At 57.1% G+C, this 12,521-nt stretch carries 10 protein-coding genes; 4 read left to right on the top strand and 6 right to left on the bottom strand.

Annotated elements, in window-relative coordinates; translation table 11 throughout:
* Positions 1-21: 21 nt before the first annotated feature.
* Positions 22-426, bottom strand: coding sequence for a PaaI family thioesterase (locus BQ7483_RS14375; protein WP_072546358.1), 405 nt, complete (start codon positions 424-426; stop codon positions 22-24).
* Positions 427-643: 217 nt separating this feature from the next.
* On the opposite strand from BQ7483_RS14375, the gene BQ7483_RS14370 reads away from it, so the two are divergent.
* Together BQ7483_RS14370 and BQ7483_RS14365 are read left to right on the top strand one after the other, a co-directional pair.
* The gene (locus tag BQ7483_RS14370) at positions 644-1,846 is read left to right on the top strand and encodes a glycoside hydrolase family 88 protein (RefSeq protein ID WP_072546357.1); all 1,203 of its coding nucleotides are present in this window, start codon (positions 644-646) and stop codon (positions 1,844-1,846) included.
* Positions 1,847-1,958: 112 nt separating this feature from the next.
* On the top strand, positions 1,959-3,503 hold the full coding sequence (locus tag BQ7483_RS14365) for a sulfatase family protein (protein ID WP_072546356.1): 1,545 nt from the start codon (positions 1,959-1,961) through the stop codon (positions 3,501-3,503).
* Positions 3,504-3,759: 256 nt separating this feature from the next.
* Here BQ7483_RS14365 and cysS read toward each other — a convergent pair whose 3' ends face one another.
* Positions 3,760-5,235, bottom strand: a complete 1,476-nt coding sequence (gene cysS, locus BQ7483_RS14360; protein WP_022021610.1) for a cysteine--tRNA ligase — start codon at positions 5,233-5,235, stop codon at positions 3,760-3,762.
* A 177-nt stretch (positions 5,236-5,412) separates the two neighbouring features.
* Between cysS and mnmA the strand changes: the two genes are divergently transcribed.
* A complete protein-coding gene (mnmA, locus tag BQ7483_RS14355; protein ID WP_022021611.1) occupies positions 5,413-6,453 on the top strand; it encodes a tRNA 2-thiouridine(34) synthase MnmA in 1,041 nt (346 codons plus the stop codon).
* A gap of 106 nt (positions 6,454-6,559) precedes the next feature.
* On the opposite strand, the gene BQ7483_RS14350 is transcribed toward mnmA, so the two are convergent.
* Together BQ7483_RS14350 and BQ7483_RS14345 are read right to left on the bottom strand one after the other, a co-directional pair.
* Positions 6,560-7,504, bottom strand: a complete 945-nt coding sequence (locus BQ7483_RS14350; protein WP_072546355.1) for an outer membrane beta-barrel protein — start codon at positions 7,502-7,504, stop codon at positions 6,560-6,562.
* A gap of 56 nt (positions 7,505-7,560) precedes the next feature.
* A complete protein-coding gene (locus BQ7483_RS14345) occupies positions 7,561-9,072 on the bottom strand; it encodes a GH3 auxin-responsive promoter family protein (RefSeq protein ID WP_022021613.1) in 1,512 nt (503 codons plus the stop codon).
* Between the two features lie 187 nt (positions 9,073-9,259).
* On the opposite strand from BQ7483_RS14345, the gene BQ7483_RS14340 reads away from it, so the two are divergent.
* On the top strand, positions 9,260-10,270 hold the full coding sequence (locus BQ7483_RS14340; protein ID WP_072546354.1) for an ATP-dependent 6-phosphofructokinase: 1,011 nt from the start codon (positions 9,260-9,262) through the stop codon (positions 10,268-10,270).
* Here the strand turns inward: BQ7483_RS14340 and rnc are convergent.
* Together rnc and fabF are read right to left on the bottom strand one after the other, a co-directional pair.
* Positions 10,246-11,232, bottom strand: a complete 987-nt coding sequence (gene rnc / locus BQ7483_RS14335; RefSeq protein ID WP_072546353.1) for a ribonuclease III — start codon at positions 11,230-11,232, stop codon at positions 10,246-10,248. The genes BQ7483_RS14340 and rnc overlap by 25 nt on opposite strands.
* A 4-nt stretch (positions 11,233-11,236) precedes the next feature.
* Positions 11,237-12,502, bottom strand: a complete 1,266-nt coding sequence (gene fabF / locus BQ7483_RS14330; protein ID WP_072546352.1) for a beta-ketoacyl-ACP synthase II — start codon at positions 12,500-12,502, stop codon at positions 11,237-11,239.
* Between the last annotated feature and the right edge of the window lie 19 nt (positions 12,503-12,521).

The raw sequence follows: 12,521 nt of genomic DNA, 5'->3' as shown, positions 1-12,521 counted from the left end.
GGGATGGCCTGCAGGCGGAGGTCACAGTTGGAAGGGCAGCAGGTCGTTCTTGCGGAATACGCTCGACTCGAAGCTGGCCACGAGGTCGCCGTGCTGGTTGGTGATGGTCACCTGATAGTAGCCGGTGCTTCTGCCGATGTAGCATTCACGGGCTTCGGCGGTCAGTGTGTCGCCGGGACCGCTGCTGCGCAGAAAGGTGATGTGGGAAGACAGCGAAAGTGCCAGCGTGCCGTGTGAGTTGGCTGCGGCGGCCAGGGCCAGATCGGCCAGCGTGAAGAGTACACCGCCTTGCGTGCGTTTGCCTGCGTTGAGGTGGACATCTGTCACGGTCAGCTGTGCCTTGCTGTAGCCTTCTTTCACTTCTGTCAGTTCGATGCCGACTTTGCCGGCGAAATGGTCGTTCTTGAAAAATTCATGTGGTGTCATGGTCTGTCTTTTTTTAACGGGTGACAATCATCCGTTTGTCGGAGCCTGCAGGCCGTTGGGGAGGCCTGTGCGTACAGAAAAAACGGGTGATCGGCTGCAAATGTAACAATTTTACCCGTTAACTGTATGATTTGGGCAGGTATATCTTGCCGGGCAGGCGTATCTTTGTCTCTGTGAAAATAGCATCAAACTATACATTAATTTATAATCCTTTGTTATGAGAACAACACTGATGACCTTGGGAGTGTCTCTCCTGATTTTTGCAAGTTGCGCAGGCCAGAAGAAGGCTGAAAGCGACTTCATCCAAGACAACATCGACAATGCAGTGGCCCAATTTACATTGCAGACCGACATTATCGAGAAGTCCGGCAAGATCTTGAATCCGCGTACGATTGAAAAAGACGGCAGCATCCATTATGTGCCCATTGACGACTGGTGCTCGGGCTTCTTTCCCGGCTGCATGTGGCTCACCTATGAACTGACCGGTGACCAGAAGTGGGAGAAGCTGGCCGAGAAATATACCGAGGACCTGGATTCCGTCAAAAACCTGAAGTGGCATCACGATGTGGGCTTCATGATCGGTTGCAGTTACCTGAACGGATACCGTCTGGCCGGCAAGACCAACTATAAGGACGTCATTGTCGAGGCTGCCAAGTCGTTGTCCACCCGCTTCCGTCCGGGGGCCGGTGTCATCCAGTCGTGGGATGCCGACCGTGGCTGGCAGGGAACGCGCGGCTGGAAGTGTCCCGTTATCATCGACAATATGATGAACCTTGAGCTGCTGTTCGAAGCGACCCGCCTGTCCGGCGACTCCACGTTCTATGACATCGCCGTGAAACATGCCGATACGACGCTGGCCCATCACTTCCGTGACGATAACAGCTGCTACCATGTCGTAGACTATGATCCCGAGACCGGCGAGGTGCGCAGCCGTCAGACGGCGCAGGGATATGCCGACGAGTCGGCTTGGGCGCGCGGCCAGGCTTGGGCACTGTACGGATACACCACCTGCTACCGCTATACACACGACAAGAAGTATCTGGACCAGGCCGAGAAGGTGTACAACTTCATCTTCAACAACAAGAACCTGCCTGCCGACCTTGTTCCTTACTGGGACTACGATGCGCCCAACATCCCCAACGAGCCGCGCGACGCTTCGGCGGCCGCCTGTACGGCTTCCGCTCTCTATGAGCTGAGCACGTATGTTCCTGACAAGAACTACAAGGAAATGGCCGACCGCATCATGAAGAGCCTGGGTTCTCCGGCCTACCGTGCCGAAGTGGGAACAAACGGAAACTTCATCCTGATGCACTCGGTGGGCAGCATTCCCCACAACCAGGAAATCGACGTGCCCCTGAACTATGCCGACTATTACTTCCTCGAGGCCTTGATGCGCAAGCGCGACCTGGAGCAAAAATAATTTGCCGCGGAACAACGGCTGTGGGCTGCAAGCGGCAGATGCAAAGCCCCTTGTGTGGGTATCTGCGGCTTGCAGCCCGCAGTGTCTGGTCCCGGTTCCTAAATGACGAACCATGAAACATTCCTTGAACCTTTTATGGGGCAGTGTCGGCCTGCTGGCTTTGGCCGGATGCAAGGCACAGCAACCCGAAATGCCCCGACAGCCCAATGTCATCTACGTTTTTCCCGACCAGTACCGCAACCAGGCTATGGAGTTCTGGGGGCAGGAGGGCTTCCGCGAACATGTCAATTTCCGCAACGATCCGGTGCATACTCCCCGTTTGAACCGTTTCGCCCGCGAGTCGGTGGTGCTGACCTCGGCGCAGAGCAACTGCCCCCTGAGCAGTCCGCACCGCGGCATCCTGCTGACGGGCATGTATCCCAACAAGAGTGGGGTGCCCTTGAACTGCAACGCCGACCGTCCCATCAGTTCCCTGCGGGCGGATGCCGAATGCGTCAGCGACGTCTTCAGCAAGGCGGGGTATGACTGTGCCTACTTCGGCAAGCTGCACGTCGATTGTCCCACGCCCAATGACCCCGCCCGCCCGGGACATTATGTGGAAGACCAGGTGCCGGCCTGGGACGCCTATACGCCGAAGGAGCGCCGCCACGGCTTCAACTACTGGTATTCCTACGGGACGTACGACGTGCACAAGAATCCCCATTACTGGGATACGGAAGGCCGCCGGCACGAACCCAAGGAGTGGTCGCCCCTGCACGAGGCCCGGATGGTGGTCAGCTATCTGAAGAACGAAGGCCACGTGCGCGACCCGCGGAAACCGTTCTTCATCATGGTGGGCATGAATCCGCCCCACAGCCCCTACCGTTCGCTGGACGATTGCATGGAGGAGGACTTCAACCTTTACAAGGACGTGCCGCTGGACAGCCTGCTGGTGCGTCCCAATGCCGACGCCACGATGAAGAAGGCAGCCTGCGCACCCTATTACTTTGCCTCGGTGACCGGTGTGGACCGTGCCTTCGGACAGATACTCGACGCGCTGGCGGAGCTGGGGCTGGACAAGAACACCATCGTCGTGTTCTCGTCGGACCACGGTGAAACGATGTGCAGCCAGCGCACCGACGACCCCAAGAACTCGCCCTACGCCGAGTCGATGAACGTGCCCTTCCTGGTGCGATACCCCGGTCGGCTGACGCCGCGCGTGGACGACCTGATGCTTTCGTCGCCCGACATCATGCCCACGCTGCTGGGGCTGGCCGGACTGGCCGACTCCATTCCCGCCGAGGTGCAGGGACGCAACTATGCCCCGCTGTTTTTCGATGAAAAGGCCGATATGGTGCGTCCGGCGGGTGCGCTCTACCTCCAGAACCTGGACGGCGAAAAGGATGCCGACGGCAAGGTGCAGACCTATTTCCCCTCGGCCCGTGGCTTCAAGTCGGCCCGCTATACGCTGGCACTCTACATCGACCGCCAGACCCGCCGGCTGAAAAAGTCGCTCCTCTTCGACGATGCGAACGACCCGTATCAGCTGAACAACCTGCCGCTGGACGAGCACCCCGAGGTGGTAAAAGAACTTTGTGCCGAGATGGGCCGCGTGCTGAAGGAGATAGACGACCCCTGGTATCGGGAGCGGATTCTGGAGGATATGATACCTTATTGAAGCCGTTTTTTCTTATTCTTGACAGAAATATTCCCTTGCAAGCTGACGCAGTGCTTCGTGAGGGTGTGATGCAGTGCTTCGTCACCCGCTCATGCAGTGCTTCGTGACAACCTCACGAAGCACTGTGTCGGGCCGCCACGAAGCACTGTGTGGCAATGCCTGCCTGCGTATGCTGGAGGCATGATACAAACGAGGCTGCATCTCGCCTGAAGCGGGTGCAGCCTCGTCTGCTGTTATCGGGAAATGGTGTTCCGTCTTATTTGTTCAGCTTCCATTCCGTTCCGTCCTTGCCGTCCTTGATTTCGAAGCCGAGGGCGGTCAGTTCGTTGCGGATCTTGTCGCTCGTAGCCCAGTCCTTGTTGGCCTTGGCCTTGGCGCGCTCTTCCAGCAGCATGTCCACTACGTGGCCGAAGGCCTCTTCGCGGGCGGCGTTCGAGGCGTTTTCAGCCTTCAGACCCAGGATGTCGAAGCAGAAGAGGCGGAAGGTCTCTTTCAGTTCGTCGAGGTCGGCGGCGGTGATGGTGTCGTTGCCGGCCAGGATGTTGTTCACCATCTTGGCTCCGTCGAACAGATGGGCGATGACGATGGGTGTGTTCAGGTCGTCGTCCATGGCCTCGTAGCACTTCTCGCGCAGCGTCTTTACATCGACTGTCGATGCCTGTGCGGGCATAATCCGTTCCAGTCCGCTGACGGCGTCCATCAGTCGGGCCAGTCCCTTCTCGGCAGCCTTCAGGGCTTCGTTACCGAAGTCCACCGTGCTGCGGTAGTGGGCCTGCAGAGTGAAGAAGCGGATGGTCATCGGCGTGTAGGCCTGCTCCAGCAGCGGATGTGTGCCGGTGAAGAGCTGTTCCAGTGTGATGAAGTTGTTGTAGCTCTTGCCCATCTTCTGTCCGTTGACGGTCAGCATGTTGTTGTGCATCCAGTAATGTACCATGTCGTCGCCCTGGCTGGCCACGCTTTGTGCGATTTCGCATTCGTGGTGGGGGAAGATGAGGTCCATACCGCCTCCGTGGATGTCGAAGTGTTCGCCCAGGTACTTGCGCCCCATGGCCGTACACTCGCAGTGCCAACCGGGGAAACCGTTACCCCAGGGTGAGGGCCAACGCATGATGTGTTCGGGCTGGGCGTTCTTCCACAGGGCAAAGTCAGCAGGGTTGCGCTTCTCGTCCTGTCCGTCCAGCTCGCGAGTGGTGTTGAGCACGTCGTCCAGGTTACGGCCCGAAAGCTTGCCGTAGTGGTGGTCGTGATTGTATTTGGCCACATCGAAGTATACGGAACCCTTGCTTTCGTAGGCATATCCGTTCTTCAGGATTTCCTTTACCAGTTCAATCTGCTCGATGATGTGTCCCGATGCCTGCGGCTCGATGCTGGGACGCAGCACGCCCAGTGCATCCATAGCCTCGTGGTAACGGTTGGCATAGTATTGTGCCACTTCCATCGGCTCCAGCTGTTCCAGGCGGGCCTTCTTGGCTATCTTGTCCTCGCCTTCATCGGCGTCGTGTTCCAGGTGGCCCACGTCGGTGATGTTGCGCACGTAGCGCACCTTATATCCCAGGTGCTTGAGGTAGCGGAAGAGGATATCGAAGGTGATGGCCGGACGGGCGTGTCCCAGGTGCGGGTCGCCGTACACGGTGGGGCCGCAGACATACATGCCCACGTGCGGGGCGTGCAGCGGCTTGAAAACTTCCTTCCTTCGGGTCAGCGTGTTGTAAATCGTCAGTTGATGTTCCATATCGTTAGGGTTTTGTTCTCGATTGAAAGCACAAAGTTACTGTTTTTCGGATAAGTAGCTTCATGCTGGTCGTTTTTTTTGTTGCATCGTGTCCGGGAGGGGGCGTGAGAGGCCGGCATTTGGGGTATTCTTTCTTTTGCCTTATCTTTGTGCCCGTAACACTTGACAGACTGAACGATGGAGAAACGTGTATTGCTGGGCATGAGCGGAGGGATCGACAGCTCCGTGGCGGCCATGAAGTTGCAGGAAGCCGGATACGAGGTGACGGGTGTCACCCTCCGCCTGCACGACGACGGAGGACGGGGTGCCGAAGAGGCTGCCCGTCTGGCTGACCGGCTGGGCATCGCCCACTTCGAATACGACGCCCGCGAGGCTTTCGAAGCGCAGGTGGTCCGCTATTTCACCGAAGAATATCTGGCGGGCCGCACGCCCGTGCCCTGCACCGTGTGCAACAATCGGCTGAAGTGGCCGCTTCTGGCCCGCCTGGCCGATGAAAGGGGCATCCGCAGCATCGCCACGGGGCACTACGTGCGCAAGGTGTGCCACGACGGGCGGTGGTACATCGCTCCTGCTGCCGATGCCGACAAGGACCAGTCGTTCTTCCTTTGGGGACTGAAGCAGGATATACTGGAGCGAATGCTTCTGCCCATGGGCGACCTGACCAAGGTAGAGGCTCGTGCCTATGCTGCCCGTCGGGGATTCCAGCGTGTGGCCGAGAAGAAGGATAGTCTTGGCGTGTGCTTCTGCCCGATGGATTACCGCACCTTCCTGCGCCGGGCGGTTCCGGCCGACCGTCTGCCCGGACGGGGAGCCTTTCTTTATGAAAACGGTGCTTTTCTGGGGTGGCACGAAGGCTATCCCTTCTACACCGTAGGGCAGCGGCGCGGACTGGGCATCCACCTGAACCGTGCGGTCTATGTGAAGAATACATGCTGCGAACGGAATGAGGTAGTACTGGCGCCGCTCGCCTCCCTCTATCGGACGGAGATGTGGCTGAAGGACTGGAACCTTGTGGACGAGGCCCGAGTCTTGGGCAGCGGGACGGTCATCGTGAAGATACGCTACCGCAAGCAGGCCAACCGCTGCCTCGTTTCGCGCACGGACGACGACCGCCTTCACGTGCGCCTGCTCGACCCGCTCGAGGCCGTGGCTTCGGGGCAGGCTGCTGCGTTCTATGATGCCGAAGGACTGCTGCTCGGCGGCGGAATTATCTTATAATGTTTTAAGCTAAAACATACGACCTTTTGCTCCGGAAGCGGCAATGTTTCGGGGCAAAAGGTCGTATGATTTGGAGAGGGGCGAAGCCTGCTCTTTTTACAGGAAATCAGAAATGGTAGCGGATACCGACATTGAGATGCAGGCGAAAGATGCCGGAAGAACTGTCGTCGGACTGCGTGGCGCCATCCTGTTCGGGCAGCGAACCGGCGATATAGCCGATGTTGGCTCCGACGCCGATATGCTTGGCTACGTTGTACTCCGTACCTATGAGGAAGTTGTATCCTACACCGGCCGTTGAAGCACTCCCGAGGTCCGATGATTCCTTGTAGTTGAAATAGCCGATGCCGGCTTTTTCCTCGAAAGCCCAACGCCCGGCCTGCTGTTTCATGACAAACTGCGGGGCGACGTAGGTAAGCCCTACCTTGAAATCTGTTTGACTGTATGTATAGGAAGAACGGTAGCCCGAGTACATCAGTCCGGCACCGAATCCTGTTTTCGATACCCAGTCATAGCCCAGCTGCCAGTCCAGACCGTTCTTGGGATGTCCCGTGGCACCTTGCGGCAGGTAGAACTTGCTGGTCATGAAGGCGTAGCCGATGTTGGCGTAGAACGTATGATGCTGGAGGGCGGATGGAGCTTCGCATGGGCAGTCGTCCTGAGCCGGTGTGGTCGACGTGCTTCTTGCAGACAGCGGTTCAGCCTTTGCCCCGTCTATCCAGAGCATGTTGCCCGTAATCTGATGACAGCTGCTCCATAGCGAAGGCTGTTTGTGTCGGGTCAGTGCCAGTGCATTGCCTCCGCTTTTGGCGGTTTCCTCTTTGGCGAGGGCCACCACCTGCTCGTAGCTGCATCGGGTAGTCATCCCCCGGTCAACGACCTTTACCTGGCCTATCTGCTGTGCGGTTTGCGGGACGGAGTCGCCCACTTCGTACAGTCGTACCTCGTCGGCGGTGGCGAGGGGCGGATAAGAGCGGGTAATGTCTGTAATTACCTTCGGAGCGCAACTGTCCAGCAGGATGGGCAGCAGGAACAACAGCTTTTTCATCTTCATATATAGCGTTTTAGTTTTTTGACTTGTGCCGTAAAGCAGGCCCTCTGCCGGTCTGCCTATCGGTTCAGCTTCAGCATCTCCTCGATATATTCGCGCGTATTGCTCAGGCGGGGAATCTTGTGTTGGCCACCCAGCTTGCCTTTCTGGTCGAGCCAGTCGTGGAAGAGGCCGGGGCGTGCCACGATGACTTCCAGCGGTTGCAGGGCCAGGTTGTTCTGGCGTTTGGCCTCGTAGTCGGAGTTGACCTCCTTCAGCGTGTCGTCCAGGATGCGGGCGAACTTGCCGAGGTCGTCGGGCATCCGGGCAAATTCGATCAGCCACTGATGGCGGCACTTGGCATGCTCATCCATGAAGACGGGAGCGGCGGAGTAGTCCGTTATCTGGGCGCCCGTCTCGGCGCAGGCCTTGGCCAGTCCCTTCTCGGCATTGTCTACGATGAGCTCCTCGCCGAAGGCGTTGATGAAGTGCTTGGTGCGCCCCGTGATGACGAACTTGTAGGGACGGTTGTTGGTGAACTTCACCGTGTCGCCGATGATGTATCGCCAGAGGCCGGCCGAAGTGGAGATGACCATGGCGTAGTTCTTGTTCAGTTCCACGTCTTCAAGGCTGCAGATGCGCGGGTTATCCTTGCCGATATCCTCCAGCGGGATGAATTCGTAGAAGATGCCGTAGTCGATCATCAGCAGCATGGAGCGGTCGGCAGGGTCGCTCTGCGTGCCGAAGTAGCCTTCGGAGGCATTGTAGGTTTCCACGTAGTGCATCTTGCTGCTGTGGATCACCTGCTTGTATTGTTCGCGGTAGGGTGTGAAGGCTACACCGCCGTGGAAGAAGACTTCCAGATTGGGCCACACTTCCTCCAGGCTCTGCTTGCCGGTCTTCTCCAGGATGTGCTTGATGAGCACCAGCATCCACGACGGTACGCCCGACAGGTTGGTGACGTTGGCATGGATGGTTTCGCGGGCAATGGCTTCCATCTTCGGTTCGAAGTGCTCCATCAGAGCCGTCTGCTTGCTCGGCACGCGGATGAAGTTGACCAGCGGGTTGAGGTTTTCCATCAGGATGGCCGACAGGTCGCCTACCAGGCTGTGGTTCGTGTTCAGGTTGGGAGCGTGGCTTCCGCCCAGAATCAGTCCCTTGCCCGAGAAGAAGCGGCTTTCGGGGTTCTGCCGCAGGTAGAGGGCTACGGCGTCCTGACCGCCGCGGTAGTGCGTGTCGTGCAGCGATTCCTTGCTGACGGGCAGGAACTTGCTCTTGTCGTTCGTCGTACCCGACGACTTGGCAAACCAGCGTATCTCCGACGGCCACAACAGGTTCTGCTCTCCGGCCCGCAGGCGGGCTACGTAGGGCTTTATCTCTTCATAAGTCTGTATCGGCAGGCGGTTCTTGAAGTCTTCATAGGTGCGGATGGTGCTGAAGTCGTATTTCCGTCCCCATTCCGTCCGGGCGGCTTTGCCTACAAGGTGCATCAGTACCCGTTGCTGTATCTCTCCGGCATGTCCGGCATACTGCTCTATTTCCTTCACGCGGGAGTTGAAATAGATGTTGTTGAGGAATCGCGTTATATTCATCTTTCTTATTGAAATCAGATTCTGTACGCAAAAGTAATCTTATTTCCGCTCTTCTCTATCTTTTTTCTGTTTTTTTTCTATCTTTACGGCTGCATTCGGTGAGCAAGTTGACTTGTTGACCACTTTATGCGACAGAATGATAAGGATTTCTTCAGTACAGGAAGAAAGCAAGAACGGAGGTAAATGTATGAGAATAGGAATTTTGACTTCAGGAGGCGATTGTCCGGGCATCAATGCGACAATCCGGGGGGTGTGCAAGACGGCCATCCGTCATTATGGCATGGAAGTGATTGGTATTCACAGCGGTTTTCAGGGGCTGCTGACCAAGGATGTGGAAACGTTTACGGAGAATTCCCTGTCGGGCCTGCTGACAATGGGCGGCACGGTGCTGGGCACCTCGCGCGAGAAGCCCTTCAAGCGGGGCGGCCTGATGGACGGAGTGGACAAGCCTGCGCTCATTATGCAGAATATCAAGGAACTGGGGCTGGACTGCCTGGTGTGCATCGGAGGAAACGGCACGCAGAAGACGGCCGCCCGTTTTGCCTCCATGGGGGTGAATGTTGTCTCCGTGCCGAAGACCATTGACAACGACATCTGGGGGACGGATTTCTCCTTCGGCTTCGATACGGCGGTGAGCATTGCGACCGATGCCATCGACCGCCTGCACTCTACGGCCAGCTCGCACAAGCGGGTAATGGTTATCGAGGTGATGGGCCACAAGGCCGGCTGGATAGCCCTCTATTCGGGCATGGCAGGCGGCGGCGACGTGATTCTGGTACCCGAGATTCCTTATAACATCCATCATATCGGCGAAGTCATCCTGGAGCGTCTGCGCAAGGGACGTCCGTACTCCATCGTGGTGGTGGCCGAAGGCATCACGACCGACGGCCGGAAACGGGCCGGTGAGTACATCGCTCAGGAGATAGAATACGAAACGGGCATCGAGACGCGCGAGACGGTGCTGGGCTACATCCAGCGCGGCGGTTCGCCTACGCCGTTCGACCGCAACCTCTCGACCCTCATGGGCGGGCATGCCACGGAGCTGATAGCCGGCAGGCAGTTCGGGCGCATGGTGGCCTTGCAGGGCAATCAGATTTCATCCCTGCCGCTCGATGAAGTGGCCGGGAAACTGAAGCAGGTGACCGAAGATCATGATTTGGTAGTGCAGGGACGTCAGATGGGCGTCTGCTTCGGGTAGGAGGAATCTTCCGGGGCAGGGGAGGGAATCTTGTCGGTTTCCTGTTCCAGGATGCTGTCTTCAAGAATTTCTTCGGAAGTGGCTTCCATCTCGACCATTATCGGTGACGGTTCCAATCCGAATGTTTCGTCGGCAGCCGTTTCGTCGGTGGGGAGCGGTTCGTCCGCATGGGCCGTATCGGCAGGGTGGCGGTGGGCAGCTTTCAGCTGCTCAATGTGCTCCCTGAAGGCGTCGTTCGACTTGATTTTCTTGAGTGCCATCTGTGCGGCGTTCTGTTGGGATTCCTTTTTGGAGTAGCCCGTACCTGTTCCTGCGGGAAGTCCTTCTATCTGTACCTCCGTCTGGAACATGGGATTGTTTTCGTGGTCGATGAACTGTTCGATGAGTTCGAACGATACTTCCACCTTGTGCTTCTGGCTCCATTCGATGAGCTTCGATTTGAAGTTCACCTCCTTGCGCGACATTTTCTCCAGATCGATGTAGTGCTTGAATATCTTCTTCTCCATGAACTGCTTGCATCGGTCGTACCCCTGGTCGAGGTAGATGGCACCGATGAAGGCCTCGAACGCGTTGCCGTACATGTAGCTGTTGTGCGAGGAAGAGCGGGCGGCATACTTCACGAGCTTGTCCAGCCCGATTTCCACGGCCAGCTTGTTGAGCGTTTCGCGTTGTACAATCTTGGAGCGGGTGTTGGTCAGGAAGCCTTCGCGCTTGCCTTCGAAGTGCTGGAAGACGATGTCGCCCACGATGGCATCGAGGATGGCGTCGCCCAGGAACTCCAGGCGTTCGTTGTTCAGCGGTCTCCCCTCTTCCGAGCGGAGCGAGGTAGACTTGTGGAGCAGGGCCTGCTGGTAGACTTTCAGGTTGCGGGGAAAGAAGCCCAGGATGCGGTAGAAACAAAAATAAGACTCCCGTTCCTTGTGGAACAAGAGCCTTATTCTGTCTATTTGGTTACGTAACACGACCTTACTTTGCGTATTTCTTGAAGATTACACAAGCGTTGTGACCGCCAAAACCAAAGGTATTGGACAAGGCAGCGTTGATTTCGCGCTTCTGGGCCTTGTTGAACGTGAAGTTCAGGTCGTAGTCGATGTTCTCGTCGTTGTCGCCTTCCGTATGGTTGATAGTCGGAGGTACGATGCCGTTCTGGATGGCCAGGATGCTGGCAATGGCTTCAACGGCGCCGGCTGCACCCAGCAAGTGACCCGTCATGGACTTGGTCGAGCTGATGTTCAGTTCGTAGGCGTGCTTGCCGAATACTTCCTGAATGGCTTTTACTTCCGAAATGTCGCCCACCGGAGTCGAAGTGCCGTGAACGTTGATGTAGTCAATGTCTTCGGGCTGCATCTCTGCATCCTCCAGAGCGTTTCTCATCACGAGTTTGGCTCCCAGTCCTTCGGGATGTGAGGCCGTCAGGTGATAAGCGTCGGCCGACATGCCCACACCGGCTACTTCGGCATAAATCTTGGCACCGCGGGCCTTGGCATGTTCCAGTTCCTCCAATACGAGGCAACCGCCACCTTCGCCCATCACGAAGCCGTCGCGGCTGGCGCTGAACGGACGTGAAGCTGTCTCAGGTGAGTCGTTGCGGGTGGAGAGGGCGTGCATGGCGTTGAATCCGCCTACGCCGCAAGCGGCGATGGCAGCTTCCGAACCGCCGGTCACGATGGCGTTGGCCTTGCCCAGACGGATCAGGTTGAATGCGTCTGCAATGGCGTTGGTCGAAGTGGCACAAGCCGAGCAGGTGGCATAGTTGGGACCATGGAAACCATACAGGATGGAAATCTGTCCGGCAGCAATGTCCGAAATCATCTTGGGGATGAAGAACGGATTGAACTTGGGACCTACGGTCTTGCCGTTCAGGGCATAGTTGCCTGCTTCTTCTTCGAACGTGCGGATACCGCCAATGCCGGCACCGAATATAACACCGATTCTGTTCAAATCCTCATTCTCGACATCAAGACCGGAGTCGCCTACCGCTTGCTTGGCCACGGCGATGGCATATTGGGTATACAAGTCCATCTTGCGGGCTTCCTTGCGGTCGATGTATTGGTTGGCATCGAAGTTCTTCACTTCGCATGCGAATTGGGTCTTGAATAATGATGCGTCGAAATGAGTAATAGGTCCCGCCCCACTAACTCCATTGACAAGGTTTTCCCAGAATTCCTGGACGTTGTTGCCAATGGGGGTAATGGCGCCGAGACCTGTTACTACAACTCTTTTTAATTCCATGTTCTAAAAACTGATGGAT

The organism is Mediterranea massiliensis, assembly GCF_900128475.1.
In the GTDB taxonomy this organism is placed as follows: domain Bacteria; phylum Bacteroidota; class Bacteroidia; order Bacteroidales; family Bacteroidaceae; genus Bacteroides; species Bacteroides massiliensis_E.
This window is presented reverse-complemented; position numbering and strand designations above follow the sequence as displayed.

Excerpts from the sequence above, each read along its gene's own strand:
- BQ7483_RS14370 (WP_072546357.1), top strand. The coding sequence starts at position 644 with ATGAGAACAACACTGATGACCTTGGGAGTGTCTCTCCTGATTTTTGCA.
- BQ7483_RS14345 (WP_022021613.1), bottom strand. The coding sequence starts at position 9,072 with ATGAATATAACGCGATTCCTCAACAACATCTATTTCAACTCCCGCGTG.
- fabF (WP_072546352.1), bottom strand. The coding sequence starts at position 12,502 with ATGGAATTAAAAAGAGTTGTAGTAACAGGTCTCGGCGCCATTACCCCC.
- cysS (WP_022021610.1), bottom strand. The coding sequence starts at position 5,235 with ATGGAACATCAACTGACGATTTACAACACGCTGACCCGAAGGAAGGAA.
- BQ7483_RS14375 (WP_072546358.1), bottom strand. The coding sequence starts at position 426 with ATGACACCACATGAATTTTTCAAGAACGACCATTTCGCCGGCAAAGTC.
- BQ7483_RS14365 (WP_072546356.1), top strand. The coding sequence starts at position 1,959 with ATGAAACATTCCTTGAACCTTTTATGGGGCAGTGTCGGCCTGCTGGCT.
- mnmA (WP_022021611.1), top strand. The coding sequence starts at position 5,413 with ATGGAGAAACGTGTATTGCTGGGCATGAGCGGAGGGATCGACAGCTCC.
- BQ7483_RS14340 (WP_072546354.1), top strand. The coding sequence starts at position 9,260 with ATGAGAATAGGAATTTTGACTTCAGGAGGCGATTGTCCGGGCATCAAT.
- BQ7483_RS14350 (WP_072546355.1), bottom strand. The coding sequence starts at position 7,504 with ATGAAGATGAAAAAGCTGTTGTTCCTGCTGCCCATCCTGCTGGACAGT.